We start from the raw sequence: 16,379 nt of genomic DNA, 5'->3' as shown, positions 1-16,379 counted from the left end.
CGGTCGTGCCGCCTCCGGCTTCGGCCGTGCCGTCCCCGGTCTCCTGAGGGCCGTGCTTCCGCGGCGGGCCGTTCTCCGCCCCGGGCGTCGTCACAGCCCCGCCGATCGGGCCTCGCCCAGCTCGGTGAGCCGGTCGCGGAGGCGTTCCGCCTCGGACGGGTCGAGGCCCGGGATGGTCGCGTCGGTCGCGGCGGCGGCCGTGTGCAGCTGCACGCTGGCCAGGCCGAAGTGGCGCTCGACCGGCCCGGAGGCCACCTCGACCAGCTGCATCCGCCCGTACGGGACGACGGTCGCCTCCCGCCACAGCACGCCCCGGCTGATCAGCAGGTCGTCGGCGCGCTCGGCGTACCGCCAGGACCGCCAGTTGCGCTCCAGCATCACCCAACCCGACGCCATCAGGGCCAGCGGCAACAGCGCCAGGGCGGCCCAGAAGGGCCCCAGGAACAGCCCGGGCAGCACGCCGGCGGCGAGCGTGAGCAGCCCCAGCCACACCACCAGCAAGAGCCGCCGCATCCGCAGCAGACCGCGCGGCAGCCCCGTCCACACCGGTTCGTCCCGCGACGGCTCCGCCGCCTCCGTCGCGCCCGCCGTGCCCGTGTCGTCAGGGCTCCCCGTCTCCATGAGGTCAGCGTACGTAGGGGAGACTGTGTACATGACTCCTACGACGGAGACCACGGTCGGCATCGGCGGCGCCGCGGAGAGCACCGACATGGTGCTCAACATCGGACCCCAGCATCCGTCCACGCACGGCGTGCTGCGCCTGCGGATCGTCCTGGACGGCGAGCGCATCGTGAGCGCGGAGCCGGTGATCGGCTACATGCACCGCGGCGCGGAGAAGCTTTTCGAAGCCCGGGACTACCGTCAGATCATCGTGCTCGCCAACCGTCACGACTGGCTGTCGGCGTTCTCCAACGAGCTGGGCGTGGTCATCGCCGTGGAGCGGATGCTCGGCATGGAGGTCCCCACGCGCGCGGTGTGGACGCGGACGCTGCTCGCGGAGCTGAACCGGGTGCTGAACCACCTGATGTTCCTGGGGTCGTACCCGCTGGAGCTGGGCGGCATCACCCCGGTCTTCTACGCCTTCCGGGAACGGGAGGTCCTCCAGAACGTCATGGAGGAGGTCTCCGGCGGGCGTATGCACTACATGTTCAACCGCGTCGGCGGCCTCAAGGAGGACGTTCCGGCCGGCTGGGCCACCCGTGCGCGCGGCGCCGTCGCGGCCGTGCGCTCGCGCATGGACGTCTTCGACGACCTGGTGCTCGGCAACGAGATCTTCCGCGGACGCACGCGCGGGGTGGGCGCCCTGAGCCCCGAGGCCGTGCACGCCTACGGGGTCAGCGGCCCGATCGCCCGCGCCTCCGGCGTCGACTTCGACCTGCGCCGCGACGAGCCGTACCTCGCCTACGGCGAGCTCCAGGACACCCTGAAGGTCGTCACCCGCTCCGACGGCGACTGCCTCGCCCGCTTCGAGTGCCTCCTGGGGCAGACGCACAACGCCCTCGACCTCGCCGACGCCTGCCTGGACCGCCTGGCCGAGCTGCCGCCCGGGCCGGTCAACCAGCGGCTCCCGAAGGTGCTGAAGGCACCCGAGGGCCACACGTACGCGTGGACCGAGAACCCGCTCGGCATCAACGGCTACTACCTGGTCAGCAAGGGTGAGAAGACCCCGTACCGGCTGAAGCTGCGCTCGGCCTCGTACAACAACATCCAGGCGCTGGCGGAGCTGCTGCCCGGGACGCTGGTCTCGGACATGGTGGCGATCCTGGGGTCACTGTTCTTCGTGGTCGGGGACATCGACAAGTAGCGCGGCGGCGTCGACGGGCCCCACCGGCTGGAGCAGCCACACGAAGTCACCCAGCCCGCCGAGTCCACCCGGCGCGATCAGCTCGGCGGCCTGTGAGGCGCCCGCCAGCGCGCGTACGTACGCCGCCGGGTGGGTGGAGGCCAGCGCGAGCGGGGGGCGTGCGCCTGTGACACCGAGGGCGCGCAGAGCCTCCCGCTGGGGGCGCATGAGCGCACCCGGGGGCGTGTGATCCGGAGCGCACCTCGCGCTGTGGGCCGCCGCGCACGCGTCCAGCGCGACATGCGCGGTGATGTCGCACGACCCGTCCGGAACCGGTGGCGTCTCCCGCCCCTCCCGGAAGCCGGTGAGCGTCCCGAACGGCGGGCGGGCGTCCACGGTGTGCGCGTAGTCGGCGGCCACGGCGAGACCGCTGTCCAGGGCCGCCACGGCGGACGCCCAGGCGGTGTCCCGCGGGAGCCCGATCTCGGCCCGCAGCCCCTCCTCGCCGGGCAGCGGCCACCACCGTGCCAGCCACTCGGCCTCCGCTCCCTCCACCGGCTCCCCGAGCCGTTCGGTGCCGTCGTCCCGGACGAGCACCCGCCGAGCCACGCCCGTGGCGTCCACCTCCGCCACCTCCATCGGCACGTTGTCCAGCCACTCGTTGGCGAACAGCAGCCCGGTCATCCCGTGCGGCGGCTCGGCGCGCCACTCGATCCGGTGGTCCAGCCCCTCCGGACGGCCGGCGACCTCGACGGCGTACGCGCGCGTGCGGGCGGCCACGTCGACGGGCAGCGCGGCCAGCACCCCGGCGGCCAGTTCGCCCCGCCCGGCCGCCATGTCGACGAAGTCCAGGGCAGCGGGCCGCCCCAGCGCCTCGTCGACCCGGCACAGCAGCCGCGCCACGGCCCCGGCGAACAGCGGCGACGCGTGCACGGATGTCCGGAAGTGCGCGGCCGGTCCCGCACCGGAGCCGCGATAGAACCCGGCCGGTCCGTAGAGAGCGTCCTGGCAGGCTTCCCTCCAGCCCCGCCAGACCTCCTCCGCCTCTGAAGCCCCTCTGGCCTCTCTGGCCCCTCTGGTCCCTGCTGTCCCTCGTGTCACAGGCCCAGGCTAGGGCCACAGGAGAACTGAGCCTCCACCTTGCGGAGTATGCGCGGGCGGTACGGATCGGCCCTTCGGTTGACCCCTGCACCTATCCCGCTTCCCTACGCTGGGTTACGTGCAGCGCCTCTACGATTTCCTCCGCAGACACCCGACCGGGGTCGACTGTTTCTGGGCCCTTGTCCTGCTCGGAATCTCCGTCATGTCCGTGGCTCCGCAGGAGGAGGCCCGGGGGACGGACACGACGGCGCTGATCGTTCCCTTCGTCCTGCTGCTGTGCGTGGTGATCGCGCTGCGCCGGCGGATGGCGGAGAAGATGCTGCTGCTGGCCGGCGTGCTGGGCCTGGGACAGCTGGTGCTGGACGTGCAGACCATGCCGGCCGACTTCGCCCTTCTGGTGATCGTCTACACCGTGGCCGCGACCGGCGCCCGCTGGGCCTCCCGGGCCGCGTTGACCATGGGGCTGTGCGCCGCGCCCGTCGCCCAGCTGCGCTGGCCCATGGAGGGCACCGGGATGGCGAACAACATCGCCATAACGGTCTTCCAGGCGGTGCCCTTCGCCCTCGCCTGGGTGCTCGGCGACTCCATCCGCACCCGCCGCGCCTACTTCGCGCAGCTGGAGGAGCGGGCCGCCCGGCTGGAGAAGGAGCGTGAGGCGCAGGCCAAGGTCGCGGTCGCCGCCGAGCGGGCCCGGATCGCGCGCGAACTGCACGACGTCGTCGCGCACAACGTCTCCGTGATGGTGGTGCAGGCCGACGGCGCCGCCTACGTCCTGGACGCCGCCCCCGACCAGGCGAAGAACGCCCTGGAGACCATCTCCACCACCGGCCGCCAGGCGCTCGCGGAGATGCGCCGGCTGCTCGGCGTACTGCGCACCGGAGAGCACCAGGAGGCCGGCGAGTACGTCCCGCAGCCCGACGTCCGGCAGATCGAGGACCTCGTCGAGGAGTGCCGCGGTTCCGGACTGCCCGTGGACTTCAAGGTCGAGGGCACTCCGCGTCAGCTGCCCAGCGGCGTCGAGCTCACCGCGTACCGCATCGTGCAGGAGGCGCTGACCAACACCCGCAAGCACGGTGGACCGAACACGGGCGCGAGCGTGCGTCTGGTCTACTTCGACGACGGACTCGGGCTGCTCGTCGAGGACGACGGCAAGGGCGCCCCGCACGAGCTGTACGAGGAGGGCGGCCTCGACGGCCAGGGTCACGGCCTGATCGGTATGCGCGAGCGGGTCGGCATGGTCGGCGGCACCCTGGACGCGGGGCCGCGGCAGGGCGGAGGATTCCGCATCAGCGTGCTGCTGCCGCTGAAGCCCGCGCACTGACACCCGTGCTCTATGCACGTACCGTGTTGACACCTGTGAGGAAGAGGCCCGATGGCGATCCGCGTAATGCTCGTCGACGACCAGGCACTGCTGCGCACCGGGTTCCGGATGGTGCTTGCGGCCCAGCCGGACATGGAGGTCGTCGCGGAGGCGGGCGACGGCGTCGAGGCGCTCCAGGTACTGCGCTCGACCGCCGTGGACGTCGTCCTGATGGACGTCCGCATGCCCAAGCTCGACGGCGTCGAGACCACCGGCCGGATCTGCGTCGACCCGAACGCGCCGAAGGTGCTGATCCTGACCACCTTCGACCTCGACGAGTACGCCTTCTCGGCGCTGAAGGCGGGCGCCTCCGGTTTCATGCTCAAGGACGTGCCGCCCGGCGAACTGCTTGCCGCGATCCGCTCCGTGCACAGCGGTGACGCGGTGGTCGCCCCCTCGACCACCCGCCGGCTCCTGGACCGGTTCGCGCCGATGCTGCCGGCCACCGGGCAGGAGCCGCGGCACAAGGAGCTCCAGCGGCTCACCGAGCGCGAGCGCGAGGTGATGGTGCTGGTCGCGCAGGGTCTGTCCAACGGCGAGATCGCGGCCCGGCTCGTGCTGTCCGAGGCGACCGTCAAGACGCACGTGGGCCGCATCCTGACCAAGCTCGGGCTGCGGGACCGGGTGCAGGTGGTCGTCCTGGCCTACGAGACCGGGCTGGTGCGGGCCGGCGGTGGACAGGGCTGACGGATCTGGCAGGACCGACGGATCTGGCAGGACCGACGGGTAAGGAAGGGCCGGCAGCGCCGGCAGGTCTGGCAGGGCGGCCCGCGACGGGTGCCGTATCGGTAGGGTCACCCGCATGCTCCTGTGGATCAACGGCCCCTTCGGGGGCGGCAAGACACAGACCGCACACGAGATACGTCGTCGGCTCCCCGGCAGCGTCGTCTGCGACCCCGAGCACCCCGGGTTCGGCCTGCACCGCATGCTGCCGCCCGAGCTGCGGGCGGACTTCCGGGACCTGGCGGCCTGGCGGCAGGGCGTGGTGGAGGCCCTCGACCTCACCCTCGCCAAGCACGGCGGTGTGGTGATCGCGCCCATGACGGTCACCGATCCCGGTCACTTCGCCGAGACCGTCGGACGGCTCCGCGAACTGGGCCACGATGTCCGCCATTTCGCCCTCCTCGCCGAACGCGAGACCGTCCTGCGGCGGCTGCACGTGCGCGGCTTCGGGCCCGTCCTGCGGTACGTCGCCGGGAAGGACGCGGGACTGCGCCGCGAGAGCTGGGCCGTGGGGCAGCTCGACCACTGTCTGGAACGGCTCGGTGAACCGGAGTTCGCCGAGCACCTGTGGACGGACCACGCGACCGTCCCGAAGATCGCGGACCGGATCGCCGTGCTCGCGGGACTCACCCTGGAGCCCAACAACGAGGGCGCGCTGCGGACACGGCTGCGGCAGGCGGGCGTGGGGCTGCGTCACATCCGGCTCGACTGAGGGCGCTCCCGCGGTGGTCGAGCAGTCGGCCGGTGGCCGGTCCGCGGTGGTCGAGTGGTCGGTCGGTGGCCGGTCCGCGGTCGGTTCAGCGCAGTATCCCCTCCAGGAAGTCGCTGCCCAGCCGGGCCACCACCGTCACGTCCAGCTGGTGCAGGACGTACCGGCCCCGGCGACGGGTGGTGATCAGGTCCGCCTTCTTCAGCACCCCCAGGTGCCGGGATATCTCCGGGGCCGTCATGCCGTGGGCCTGCGCCAGCTCGCTCGTGGTGTAGGCGCTGCGGGCCAGATGGCGGCAGATCCGCATCCGGACCGGGTGGGACAGCGCGGTCATCCGGAGGGTGAGCTGCTCGACCGACGGCGGCGAGGCCGGCTCGGGGGAGGCGACCGGGTAGTGCAGCACCGGCTGCCAGCCGTGCCGGTGCAGGACCATCAGGTGAGGCCGGCCCAGGCTCGTCGGGACCAGCAGAAGGCCGCCGTCCGCCGTCGCCGAACGACCGTCACCCAGTTTGTCGACCGTGATCCGCGCGGCGCTCTCGTCCAGCGACACCGCCGGTGACACGGCGGCCAGCGCCTCGGCGAGGCCCTTGCGGTGCAGCAGGTCCGTCTTGTGGCGGGCGTCCGCCGCGAGCTGGTGGCGCAGTCGCGACCAGGCCTCCGCGAAGAACGCCTCGTCGCAGTCCTGCGCGAACTGCCGCAGCCAGCTCCGGATCCGCGGCGGATCGGCCAACAGCCGCTCACTGAAGCGCAACTGCTGCGGTCCGCGCGCGGCGGCCAGGTCCAGCGCGCGGCGGCGCACCTCGGCGTCCGCGAGCGCGGAGGCCCCGTCGGTGCTGTACGGCAGGGCGCAGGTGAACTCCAGCGCCGCGTCCACGAACTGCTCGTCGGACAGCTTGTCGAGCAGGTCCAGATCCTCGGCGAGGGTGGCGCCGGGCAGTGTGCTGCGGCCCGGGACACCGGCGAACGGCATGAACAGGTCCGAGAACGTGGTCCGCCACAGGAAGTCGGCCTCGCACATCCGGTCGGCCAGACGCGAGTCGAGCCGTGCGGTCACGCCCGTCGCCCAGCCCTGCAGCCCCGGGTGGTGCCCCGGCTCGGACAGGGCGTGCAGCGCCATGCCCAGCTCGGACAGGGGCGAGGGTACGACGGCGACCCTCTCCGGCCGCAGCCCCGCGATGTCGATGCGCACGCTCATGACCTCATGGTGCACCCCGCCACTGACAAGGCCGCCACTGACAAGGCCGCCGCCGATTGACGCCCGCCGCCGATTGACGCCCGCCGTCGATTGACGCCCGCCGTCGATCGCACGCGGGCGGGCCGACCGCGTGGCCGGTCAGTCCTTCAGCCGGGCCACGAAGTCGGCAACGGCCGCCTTCACGTCGTCCGCCGTCAGCAGAAGGCCGGCCTCGTCCACCCCGACCTCGGTGACGGCGAGTCCCGGGCCCGGTGTGTTCCAGCCCCGGGAGAAGAGCAGGGTCCCCGTCTCCTCACCCTGCCGGACAGCGGCCTCGCCGGCGACATCGGCGTCGTACGGCAGCCAGACCTGGAACTCGTGGGTGTGCGGCACCTCGGGGTGTACCCGCGCCCACGGCAGTCCGGCCGCCGCGAAGCCCTCCCGCAGTGCGGTGGCGACTACGCGCGCGTGGGTCACGTACTCCGGCAGCCGGGGCAGCTCGCGCTCCAGGCCGGCCAGTGCCGACAGCGCCGTCGGGAACTGCTGGAACACCGCGCCGCCGTACCGGTGCCGCCAGGCCTTCGCCTCCTCCACCAGTGCCCGGGGTCCTGCCAGGGCCGCGCCGCCGTATCCGTTGAGGGATTTGTAGAACGAGACGTACACGCTGTCCGCGAGGCTCGCGATCTCGGCCAGGGGACGGCCGAAGTGGACGGTGGTCTCCCACAGACGGGCCCCGTCGAAGTGGACCACCGCGTCGCGCTCCCGGGCGGCCTCGACGACCTCGGTGAGCTCCCCCCAGGTGGGCAGGACGTAACCGGCCTCCCTGAGTGGCAACTCCAGCATCAGTGCCCCGAACGGCTCCTCGAAGTCGCGCACCTCGTCGGCGGTCGGCAGCCGGGGCTCGCTGGTCACCCGTACCGGGCGCAACCCGCTGACCAGGCTGAAGGCGTTGCGCTCGTGCATCTCCGGATGGCTGAGCCCGTGCAGGGCGACGACCGGGCTGCCGGTGCGGCCGGCCCAGCAGCGCATCGCCACCTGCTGGGCCATGGTGCCGGTCGGGAAGAAGGCCGCGGCCTCGGTGCCCAGCAGGGCGGCGACCTTGTCCTCCAGGGCCTCCACCACGCCGTTGCCGTACATGTCGGACGGTTCGTCGAGGTCGTACAGCTCGGCGGCCCCGTCCAGCAGGGCGAGCCGCTCGCGCAGCGTCGTGCTGAACCCCGGCCCGGCGAGCGCGCGCCGAGCGTCGCGGTGGGCGGCCACGCGCCGTTCCCGGAGCCGCCGGCTCCGCTCGTGCGCCGAATCCTCCTGAACCTCCTGAACCTCCCGGGCTTCCCGGTCCTGCCGGTTCTCCTGGTCCGCCGGCTCTGCCTGCTCCGCCAGGTCCGCCTGCCTCGGCTGTTCAGCCTTTTCCGCCGTATCGCTCATGCCTGGATCATGCCGCGTGGGTGTCGGAGAGGGCATCCGGGTTTCCCCGCGCTGCGCGCCACGTACGCGGGTGTGTGCACCGCCGCCCCGCGGAGACCCACAGCCTGTGGACAACCGGACGCGCCCCGAACCAATCGCGTTAACATGACGAGAAATCGTCCGGTACCCGGAGCGGACTGGAACGGGAAGGCCGCCGTCGCGTGAACACAACCCCACAGCCAGACCCCAAGGACCGCCCCGCGCGGCTCACCGTAGGCGTCGTCGGCGCCGGACGCGTGGGCCCCGCGCTGGCCGCGTCACTTCAGCTCGCCGGGCACCGCCCGGTAGCCGTCTCCGGGGTCTCCGACGCCTCCAGACGGCGTGCCGCCGAGCTGCTCCCGGACGTGCCGCTCGTGGCGCCCGCCGAGGTCCTGCAGCGTGCCGAGCTGGTCCTGCTGACGGTCCCCGACGACGCCCTGCCCGGCCTGGTGACGGGGCTCGCCGAGACCGGCTCGGTGCGGCCGGGCCAACTGCTCGTGCACACCTCCGGGCGGTACGGCGCGAGGGTCCTGGATCCGGCGTTGCGGGCCGGCGCCCTGCCACTGGCCCTGCACCCGGCGATGACCTTCACCGGCACCCCGGTGGACGTCCAGCGCCTGGCCGGCTGCTCCTTCGGCGTCACCGCGCCCGAGGAACTGCGGATGGCCGCCGAGGCCCTGGTCATCGAGATGGGCGGCGAGCCGGAGTGGATCGCGGAGGACAAGCGCCCGCTCTACCACGCGGCGCTGGCCCTCGGCGCCAACCACCTGGTCACTCTGGTCGCACAGTCCATGGAACTGCTGCGCACGGCAGGTGTCGAGGCCCCCGACCGGATGCTGGGTCCGCTGCTGGGCGCCTCCCTGGACAACGCCCTGCGCTCCGGCGACGCGGCTCTCACCGGCCCCGTCGCGCGAGGGGACGCGGGCACGGTCGCCGCGCACGTCGTGGAGTTGCGCGCACACGCCCCACAGGCCGTCGCCGGCTATCTCGCGATGGCCCGTGCGACCGCCGACCGGGCGCTGGACCACGGCCTGCTGAAAGCCGAACTCGCCGAGGACCTGCTCGGGGTGCTCGCCGACGGGACGGCAGGGACGGCAGGGACGGCAGGGACGGCAGGCCCAGAAGGCACCGCCAACACTGTCAACACCACCGGCACCGACGGCATTGACAGCATCGGCGGCACCGATGCCCCCGACCGTCCTGATGCCCCTGATGACCCCCACGGCACCGACGACCCCGACGGCACCGACGACCCCGACGGCACCGACGACCCCGACGGCACCGAGGGAGACGCCCGATGACCTCCACCCCGCCCGCCCTGCTGCGCACCGCCGATGAGCTGCACGCGCGCGTGCGCCACGGCCGCCGGGCCGTCGTGATGACCATGGGCGCCCTGCACACGGGCCACGCCACCCTGATCCGCACGGCCCGCGACCTCGTGGGCCAGGACGGCGAGGTCGTCGTGACCGTCTTCGTCAACCCGCTGCAGTTCGGCGCCGGCGAGGATCTCGACCGCTACCCGCGCACCCTGGACGCCGACCTGGAGATCGCCGGACGGGCGGGAGCGGACGCCGTCTTCGCCCCTGCCGTCGACGAGGTCTACCCGGGCGGCGAGCCCCAGGTGCGCGTCGCGGCGGGCCCGATGGGCGAACGTCTGGAGGGCGCCTCTCGCCCCGGCCACTTCGACGGCATGCTCACCGTCGTCGCCAAGCTGCTCCACCTCACCCGCCCGGACCTGGCCCTCTACGGTCAGAAGGACGCCCAGCAGCTCGCCCTGATCCGCCGCATGGTCCGCGACCTGAACTTCGGCATGGAGATCGTCGGCGTCCCCACCGTGCGCGAGGAGGACGGCCTGGCGCTGTCCAGCCGCAACCGCTTCCTCTCGACCCGGGAGCGGCGCACCGCCCTCGCGCTCTCCCAGGCGCTGTTCGCCGGCCTGGACCGGCACGCAGCCCAGGAGGCGCTGTGCGCGAGGGCCCGCGAAGTGCCAGCCACGCAGGCGCGTGCCGAGGCGCTCAGCGCCCTGGGCGAGTCCCGCGCGGCGGCCGACGCCCACGCCGTCGCCACGTCCGCCCCGGGCAGTGCCACGGCCGTCCGGGCCGCCGCACGCCTCGTGCTGGACGACGCGGCCCGCGCCGATCCGCCGCTGGAGCTGGACTACCTCGCCCTGGTCGACCCCTCCGACTTCACCGAGATCGGTGACGACCACACCGGCGAGGCCGTGCTCGCCGTCGCCGCCCGGGTCGGCACGACCCGGCTGATCGACAACGTCCCCCTCACCTTCGGAACGCTCGGAGCCGCCTCGTGACCAGCACAGGCATACGACTGCACGCGCCCGCGCCCGGCTGGGCCATCGCCGCGGACGTGGTCGTCGTCGGCTCCGGCGTCGCCGGCCTCACCACCGCCCTGCGCTGTGAGGCGGCCGGTCTGCGCACGGTCGTGGTCACCAAGGCCCGCCTCGACGACGGCTCCACCCGCTGGGCGCAGGGCGGCATCGCGGCGGCCCTGGGCGAGGGCGACACCCCCGAGCAGCACTTGGACGACACCCTGGTCGCCGGCGCGGGTCTGTGCGACGAGGAGGCGGTCCGCACCCTGGTCACCGAGGGCCCCGACGCCGTACGCCGTCTCATCGCCACCGGCGCGCGGTTCGACGAGTCCGCCGAGGGCGACCTGGAACTGACCCGCGAGGGCGGCCACCACCGCCGCCGTATCGCCCACGCCGGCGGTGACGCCACGGGTGCCGAGATCTCCCGGGCTCTGGTCGAGGCCGTCGGCGACCCGACGCCGTCGGACACCCGCGCGCGTGGGATCCGCACGATCGAGAACGCCCTCGTCCTGGACCTCCTCACGGACGCCGACGGCCGCACCGCCGGCGTCACCCTGCACGTCATGGGCGAGGGCCGGCACGACGGGGTCGGGGCGGTCCACGCCCCCGCCGTCGTCCTCGCCACCGGCGGCATGGGCCAGGTCTTCTCGGCGACGACGAACCCGTCCGTCTCCACGGGCGACGGCGTCGCGCTCGCCCTCCGCGCGGGTGCGGAGGTGAGCGACCTCGAATTCGTGCAGTTCCACCCGACCGTCCTCTTCCTCGGCCCGGACGCGGAAGGCCAGCAGCCGCTGGTCTCGGAGGCGGTACGCGGCGAGGGCGCCCACCTGGTGGACGCGGACGGCGTGCGCTTCATGGTGGGGCAGCACGAGCTGGCGGAACTGGCCCCCCGCGACATCGTCGCCAAGGGCATCACGCGCCGTATGCGGGAGCAGGGCGCCGAGCACATGTATCTCGACGCCCGGCACTTCGGCGCCGACATGTGGGAGCACCGCTTCCCGACGATCCTCGCCGCCTGCCGGACGCACGGCATCGACCCGGTCACCGAGCCCGTACCGGTCGCCCCGGCGGCCCACTACGCCTCCGGCGGCGTCCGCACCGACGCCCGCGGCCGTACGACGGTTCCCGGCCTGTACGCGTGCGGAGAGGTCGCCTGCACCGGCGTGCACGGTGCCAACCGCCTGGCCTCCAACTCCCTCCTCGAAGGCCTGGTCTACGCCGAGCGCATCGCCGCGGACGTGGCGGCCGGGCACGCGGACGGCACCCTCCACGCGCGCGTGCCGGCGCCCATCCGGCACCCCGGCCATCCGGCCCACCCCCTCCTGCCGCCCGAGGCCCGCTTCACGATCCAGCGGGCCATGACCGAGGGCGCCGGGGTCCTGCGCTCGGCCGGCTCCCTCGCCCGGGCCGCCGACCGGCTGCACCACCTGCACGACGAGGCCAGGGAAGCCCTGCACGAGAACGGCAAGACGTCCGAGCCGGGCGTCGACACCTGGGAGGTCACCAACCTCCTGTGCGTGGCCCGCGTCCTGGTCGCCGCGGCGGCGCGGCGCGCGGAGACCCGCGGCTGTCACTGGCGCGAGGACCACGCGGACCGCGACGACCGGGCGTGGCGCCGCCACATCGTCGTACGCCTGAATCCGGACCGATCGCTCGCCGTGGACACCACGGACACGCCAGAATTCCCCCCGACCACCCACAGCCCCCAACCGGCGCACCGTCCCCAGGAGCAGTGACAGCAGTGAACACCCCTGATCTTCCCCTCGCCTCCACCGGAGGCTGCGGCGACGGCTGCGCCTGCGGCGCGGACACCGACGAAGGGGCCTTCATGGAGTGCGGCCTCGACCCCGCGCTCGCGGCACTCATGCTGGACTCCGGACTCGACCCCGTGGAGGTCGAGGACCTCGCGAACCTCGCCATCCAGGAGGACCTGGCGGGCGGTGTGGACGTGACGACGGTCGCGACCATCCCCGAGGAGGCCGTGGCCACCGCCGACTTCACCGCGCGCGAGGCGGGCGTGGTGGCGGGCCTCAGGGTCGCCGAGGCGGTGATGTCGGTCGTCTGCACGGACGAGTTCGAGGTGGAACGCCACGTCGAGGACGGCGACCGCGTCGAAGCGGGCCAGAAGCTCCTCTCCGTCACCACCCGCACCCGCGACATCCTCACCGCGGAGCGCAGCGCGCTGAACCTCCTGTGCCGCCTGTCGGGCATCGCGACGGCCACGCGCGCGTGGGCGGACGTCCTGGACGGCACGAAGGCAAAGGTCCGCGACACCCGCAAGACGACCCCGGGCCTGCGCTCCCTGGAGAAGTTCGCCGTCCGCTGCGGCGGCGGCGTCAACCACCGCATGTCCCTCTCGGACGCGGCCTTGGTCAAGGACAACCACGTGGTGGCCGCGGGCGGCGTGGCGGCGGCCTTCCAGGCCGTGCGCGAACGCTTCCCGGACGTCCCCATCGAGGTCGAGGTCGACACCCTGCACCAGCTGCGAGAGGTCGTGGACGCGGGCGCCGACCTGATCCTCCTGGACAACTTCACCCCGGACGAGTGCGAGGAGGCGGTCGCCCTGGTCGCCGGCCGAGCCGCCCTGGAGGCGTCCGGCCGCCTCGCCCTGGACAACGCCAAGGCGTACGCGGCCACAGGTGTCGACTACCTGGCCGTGGGCGCCCTCACCCACAGTTCCCCCATCCTGGACATCGGCCTGGACCTTCGAGCGGCGGAGTAGAGCCCATGCTGCTGACGATCGACGTAGGCAACACACACACGGTCCTGGGCCTCTTCGACGGCGAGGACATCGTCGAACACTGGCGCATCTCCACGGACTCGCGCCGCACGGCCGACGAGCTGGCGGTCCTCCTCCAGGGCCTGATGGGCATGCACCCCCTCCTCGGCGACGAGCTGGGCGACGGCATCGACGGCATCGCCATCTGCGCGACCGTCCCCTCGGTCCTGCACGAACTGCGCGAGGTCACGCGCCGCTACTACGGCGACGTCCCCGCGGTCCTCGTCGAACCGGGCGTCAAGACCGGCGTCCCGATCCTCACCGACCACCCCAAGGAGGTCGGCGCCGACCGCATCATCAACGCGGTCGCCGCGGTGGAGCTCTACGGCGGCCCGGCGATCGTCGTGGACTTCGGTACGGCGACGACGTTCGACGCGGTCAGCGCGCGCGGGGAGTACATCGGCGGGGTCATCGCCCCCGGCATCGAGATCTCGGTCGAGGCGCTCGGCGTCAAGGGCGCCCAGCTCCGCAAGATCGAGGTGGCCCGGCCGCGCAGCGTGATCGGCAAGAACACGGTCGAGGCGATGCAGTCCGGCATCGTCTACGGCTTCGCCGGCCAGGTCGACGGGGTCGTCAACCGCATGGCCCGCGAGCTGGCCGACGACCCGGACGACGTCACGGTCATCGCGACGGGCGGACTGGCGCCGATGGTGCTGGGGGAGTCCTCGGTCATCGACGAACACGAGCCGTGGCTGACGCTGATGGGGCTGCGACTGGTGTACGAGCGGAACGTGTCCCGCATGTAGGTGTCCGGGCGCGGTTGGGCGCAGGTGTGGGCGAGTGGTGGGGGTGGGGCGGGGCGGAGCAGGGGTGGGGGAAGCGGCCCGACGCCGGCCGGGACGCCGATGCGCCCGCCCGCCCGCGCCACCACCGGAGGCGCCGGAGCCATGCCGATGGCCCGGCATCCGAGTGGCCCTCACGCCACACCCGCACCCTATGCCAGGTTTGTCTGATTAGCGCGTATCGTCGCCACATGCCCACGCCCTACGGATCCCGCGGCGGCATGGCGTTCGGTGCTCAGGAGCTGCGTGTGCTCCGGCGCGCCCTCGCCCTCGCCCTGAACCCCAGCCCCGTCTCGGCGGAGGAGGCCCAGGAGTGTCTCCGCCTCGCAGAGTCGCTCGACGAGGCGATGCGGGAGAGCGCCCGGCTGCGCGCCTTCCTGGTGGCCGACCTCGCCCGGTACCGCGCCGCCCTGCCCGGCACCGTCACCGGCTATCTCGCGCTCCTGGGCGAGGCGCTGAGTGCCGGACACCGCCCGGACGGGGACGACCTCGCCGCCCTCGGCGCCCTGCGCGGCAACCCCGCCGCGGCCGCCCTCCTCGCCCGCTGCGGGCCCACGTCGGCCACGTCGGCCACGTCGGCCACGTCGGCCACGACGGTCCCGGCGTCCACCGTGGTCACCGTCACTCTCCCCGCCGCGCGCACCCGTCTCCACGCTCTCCCCGGCGGCCGGCAGCCCGACAGGCAACCCGCGCAGCCCGCCCGGAAACCGGCCCCCCAACCCGCCCCCGTCGCCCCCAAGCGCCCCGTCCCCACCCCGGGCGAGGTCTTCCCCCGCCGCAGGCCGACCCCGCCCGCCCCCGGCTCCCGGCACCACCTCGTCGCCGGCTGAGGCGGGCTGGCTACCCTGGTTCCATGGACTACGTCTCCGCGCTCCTGCCCCCGGCCGTCATGGCCGTGTTCTTCATCGGCGTGATCAGGGTGATCGTGAAGACCCAGGGCGGCGCCAACAAGGCCAAGGAGGACGCGGCCGTCGACGCCGTCCTCGCTCGAGCGGAGGGTGCCCGCCAGGCGCCCGCGCACCCCGAGGCCTGACCGGGTCGCCCCGCGACGGGCACCGGCACCCCACCGCGTACGACTCCCCGCCCCGAGGAGTCGTACGCTCTTTTTGTGACCATTTGCCCGTAAAAGTGCACGTCTGGCACGCGGTCTCCGGGATCTCCCACTATCGTTCGGAGCGTGCCTCGCCCATTGGGAGAACTCGAAGACGCGGTCATGACGCGGGTGTGGAAGTGGAACCGCCCCGTGACCGTTCGAGAAGTCCTGGAAGACATGCAACAGGAACGGTCCATCGCGTACACCACCGTGATGACCGTTTTGGACAATCTCCATCAGAAGGGCTGGGTGCGCCGCGAAGCCGAAGGGCGGGCCTATCGATATGAAGCGGTCTCCACCCGCGCCGCCTACGCCGCCGCGCTGATGAACGACGCGTGGTCCCAGAGCGACAACCCCACCGCCGCCCTCATCGCGTTCTTCGGCATGATGAGCCAGGAACAGCGCGAGGCGCTCAGAGACGCCATCCGCATCGTGCAGGGACCGGAAACGTCCGCGCCCAACCCCGGCTCGGGGCCGGACGCGGGCGAGCGATAGCGTCCCCACATGTCAAAAGCCATCACCGTCCGGCGGGCCCGCACCAGCGATGTCCCCGACGTGCGCCGGCTCCTCGACGCGTACGTCCGTGACCGCATCCTGCTCGACAAAGCGATGGTGACGCTTTACGAGAGCATCCAGGAGTTCTGGATCGCCGAACGGGACGACAACGCCGAGGTGGTCGGCTGCGGCGCCCTGCACGTGATGTGGGAAGACCTCGCGGAAGTGCGGACTCTGGCGGTGAAGCCCGGCCTGAAGGGCGCGGGTGTCGGCCATCAGTTGCTGGAGAAGTTGCTGGAGACCGCGCGCTGGCTCGGTGTTCGACGCGTTTTCTGTCTGACCTTCGAAGTGGACTTCTTCGTCAAGCACGGCTTCGTGGAGATCGGGGAGACGCCGGTCGACACCGATGTGTACGCGGAGCTGCTGCGTTCCTATGACGAGGGCGTAGCGGAGTTCCTGGGTCTCGAACGAGTGAAACCGAACACCTTGGGCAACAGCCGGATGCTTCTGCATCTGTGATCGTCGGGCATCGGCAGGCATCCGCCGCTCTTCCCGACCGTTCGTAGTCTCTGACGAACCGTGGGCGCAGTCCTGCGCAGTCCTTCGTCAGG

17 protein-coding genes are annotated in these 16,379 nt (G+C 72.7%); 13 read left to right on the top strand and 4 right to left on the bottom strand.

Annotation, left to right across the window (positions count from 1 at the left end; genetic code table 11):
* Positions 1-90 precede the first annotated feature (90 nt).
* Complete coding sequence (locus ABEA26_RS10420) at positions 91-621, bottom strand: PH domain-containing protein (RefSeq protein WP_345591294.1); 531 nt, start codon at positions 619-621, stop codon at positions 91-93.
* A 31-nt stretch (positions 622-652) separates the two neighbouring features.
* Here ABEA26_RS10420 and ABEA26_RS10415 point away from each other — a divergent pair, with 31 nt between their 5' ends.
* Positions 653-1,804, top strand: coding sequence for an NADH-quinone oxidoreductase subunit D (locus ABEA26_RS10415; RefSeq protein WP_345591292.1), 1,152 nt, complete (start codon positions 653-655; stop codon positions 1,802-1,804).
* Here the strand turns inward: ABEA26_RS10415 and ABEA26_RS10410 are convergent.
* Positions 1,769-2,884: an SAM-dependent methyltransferase gene (locus ABEA26_RS10410; protein ID WP_345591290.1), complete on the bottom strand. Its 1,116-nt coding sequence runs from the start codon at positions 2,882-2,884 to the stop codon at positions 1,769-1,771. The genes ABEA26_RS10415 and ABEA26_RS10410 overlap by 36 nt on opposite strands.
* 118 nt (positions 2,885-3,002) lie before the next feature.
* Here ABEA26_RS10410 and ABEA26_RS10405 point away from each other — a divergent pair, with 118 nt between their 5' ends.
* The 3 genes from ABEA26_RS10405 to ABEA26_RS10395 all read left to right on the top strand — a co-directional run bounded on the left by ABEA26_RS10405 (position 3,003) and on the right by ABEA26_RS10395 (position 5,679).
* On the top strand, positions 3,003-4,205 hold the full coding sequence (locus ABEA26_RS10405) for a sensor histidine kinase (RefSeq protein ID WP_345591288.1): 1,203 nt from the start codon (positions 3,003-3,005) through the stop codon (positions 4,203-4,205).
* A gap of 51 nt (positions 4,206-4,256) precedes the next feature.
* Positions 4,257-4,931: a response regulator gene (locus ABEA26_RS10400; RefSeq protein WP_345591286.1), complete on the top strand. Its 675-nt coding sequence runs from the start codon at positions 4,257-4,259 to the stop codon at positions 4,929-4,931.
* Between the two features lie 115 nt (positions 4,932-5,046).
* On the top strand, positions 5,047-5,679 hold the full coding sequence (locus ABEA26_RS10395; RefSeq protein WP_345591285.1) for an AAA family ATPase: 633 nt from the start codon (positions 5,047-5,049) through the stop codon (positions 5,677-5,679).
* A gap of 85 nt (positions 5,680-5,764) precedes the next feature.
* Here ABEA26_RS10395 and ABEA26_RS10390 read toward each other — a convergent pair whose 3' ends face one another.
* Together ABEA26_RS10390 and ABEA26_RS10385 are read right to left on the bottom strand one after the other, a co-directional pair.
* On the bottom strand, positions 5,765-6,871 hold the full coding sequence (locus ABEA26_RS10390) for a DUF5937 family protein (RefSeq protein ID WP_345591284.1): 1,107 nt from the start codon (positions 6,869-6,871) through the stop codon (positions 5,765-5,767).
* Positions 6,872-7,009: 138 nt separating this feature from the next.
* Positions 7,010-8,275: a threonine aldolase family protein gene (locus ABEA26_RS10385; RefSeq protein ID WP_345591282.1), complete on the bottom strand. Its 1,266-nt coding sequence runs from the start codon at positions 8,273-8,275 to the stop codon at positions 7,010-7,012.
* 200 nt (positions 8,276-8,475) lie between these two features.
* Here ABEA26_RS10385 and ABEA26_RS10380 point away from each other — a divergent pair, with 200 nt between their 5' ends.
* From ABEA26_RS10380 to ABEA26_RS10340, 9 genes are all read left to right on the top strand, one after another.
* Entirely contained in the window at positions 8,476-9,594 is a 1,119-nt protein-coding gene (locus tag ABEA26_RS10380; protein WP_345591280.1) for a Rossmann-like and DUF2520 domain-containing protein, read from the top strand.
* Positions 9,591-10,601: a pantoate--beta-alanine ligase gene (panC, locus tag ABEA26_RS10375; RefSeq protein WP_345591278.1), complete on the top strand. Its 1,011-nt coding sequence runs from the start codon at positions 9,591-9,593 to the stop codon at positions 10,599-10,601. The genes ABEA26_RS10380 and panC overlap by 4 nt, the downstream gene beginning before the upstream one ends.
* The gene (locus ABEA26_RS10370) at positions 10,598-12,355 is read left to right on the top strand and encodes an L-aspartate oxidase (RefSeq protein WP_345591277.1); all 1,758 of its coding nucleotides are present in this window, start codon (positions 10,598-10,600) and stop codon (positions 12,353-12,355) included. The genes panC and ABEA26_RS10370 overlap by 4 nt, the downstream gene beginning before the upstream one ends.
* Positions 12,356-12,360: 5 nt before the next feature.
* Positions 12,361-13,341 (top strand): carboxylating nicotinate-nucleotide diphosphorylase, encoded by a 981-nt coding sequence (gene nadC / locus ABEA26_RS10365; protein ID WP_345591354.1) that lies wholly within the window; start codon positions 12,361-12,363, stop codon positions 13,339-13,341.
* Positions 13,342-13,346: 5 nt separating this feature from the next.
* Positions 13,347-14,144: a type III pantothenate kinase gene (locus ABEA26_RS10360; RefSeq protein WP_003975453.1), complete on the top strand. Its 798-nt coding sequence runs from the start codon at positions 13,347-13,349 to the stop codon at positions 14,142-14,144.
* A 227-nt stretch (positions 14,145-14,371) separates the two neighbouring features.
* Positions 14,372-15,010 carry a hypothetical protein gene (locus tag ABEA26_RS10355; RefSeq protein ID WP_345591276.1) on the top strand — a complete coding sequence of 213 codons (639 nt, stop codon included), beginning with the start codon at positions 14,372-14,374 and terminating at the stop codon, positions 15,008-15,010.
* A gap of 23 nt (positions 15,011-15,033) precedes the next feature.
* Positions 15,034-15,213, top strand: a complete 180-nt coding sequence (locus ABEA26_RS10350) for a hypothetical protein (RefSeq protein ID WP_345591275.1) — start codon at positions 15,034-15,036, stop codon at positions 15,211-15,213.
* 144 nt (positions 15,214-15,357) lie between these two features.
* On the top strand, positions 15,358-15,768 hold the full coding sequence (locus tag ABEA26_RS10345) for a BlaI/MecI/CopY family transcriptional regulator (protein ID WP_345591274.1): 411 nt from the start codon (positions 15,358-15,360) through the stop codon (positions 15,766-15,768).
* A gap of 9 nt (positions 15,769-15,777) precedes the next feature.
* A complete protein-coding gene (locus tag ABEA26_RS10340) occupies positions 15,778-16,287 on the top strand; it encodes an amino-acid N-acetyltransferase (protein ID WP_345591272.1) in 510 nt (169 codons plus the stop codon).
* Positions 16,288-16,379: the final 92 nt, after the last annotated feature.

Source organism: Streptomyces marokkonensis (genome assembly GCF_039539045.1).
Classification (GTDB): Bacteria; Actinomycetota; Actinomycetes; order Streptomycetales; family Streptomycetaceae; genus Streptomyces; species Streptomyces marokkonensis.
The sequence above is the reverse complement of the archived record's forward strand: the minus strand, read 5'-3'. Positions and strand labels throughout refer to the sequence as shown.

Excerpts from the sequence above, each read along its gene's own strand:
- ABEA26_RS10420 (WP_345591294.1), bottom strand. The coding sequence starts at position 621 with ATGGAGACGGGGAGCCCTGACGACACGGGCACGGCGGGCGCGACGGAG.
- ABEA26_RS10415 (WP_345591292.1), top strand. The coding sequence starts at position 653 with ATGACTCCTACGACGGAGACCACGGTCGGCATCGGCGGCGCCGCGGAG.
- ABEA26_RS10400 (WP_345591286.1), top strand. The coding sequence starts at position 4,257 with ATGGCGATCCGCGTAATGCTCGTCGACGACCAGGCACTGCTGCGCACC.
- ABEA26_RS10395 (WP_345591285.1), top strand. The coding sequence starts at position 5,047 with ATGCTCCTGTGGATCAACGGCCCCTTCGGGGGCGGCAAGACACAGACC.
- ABEA26_RS10390 (WP_345591284.1), bottom strand. The coding sequence starts at position 6,871 with ATGAGCGTGCGCATCGACATCGCGGGGCTGCGGCCGGAGAGGGTCGCC.
- ABEA26_RS10385 (WP_345591282.1), bottom strand. The coding sequence starts at position 8,275 with ATGAGCGATACGGCGGAAAAGGCTGAACAGCCGAGGCAGGCGGACCTG.
- panC (WP_345591278.1), top strand. The coding sequence starts at position 9,591 with ATGACCTCCACCCCGCCCGCCCTGCTGCGCACCGCCGATGAGCTGCAC.
- ABEA26_RS10360 (WP_003975453.1), top strand. The coding sequence starts at position 13,347 with ATGCTGCTGACGATCGACGTAGGCAACACACACACGGTCCTGGGCCTC.
- ABEA26_RS10355 (WP_345591276.1), top strand. The coding sequence starts at position 14,372 with ATGCCCACGCCCTACGGATCCCGCGGCGGCATGGCGTTCGGTGCTCAG.
- ABEA26_RS10350 (WP_345591275.1), top strand. The coding sequence starts at position 15,034 with ATGGACTACGTCTCCGCGCTCCTGCCCCCGGCCGTCATGGCCGTGTTC.
- ABEA26_RS10340 (WP_345591272.1), top strand. The coding sequence starts at position 15,778 with ATGTCAAAAGCCATCACCGTCCGGCGGGCCCGCACCAGCGATGTCCCC.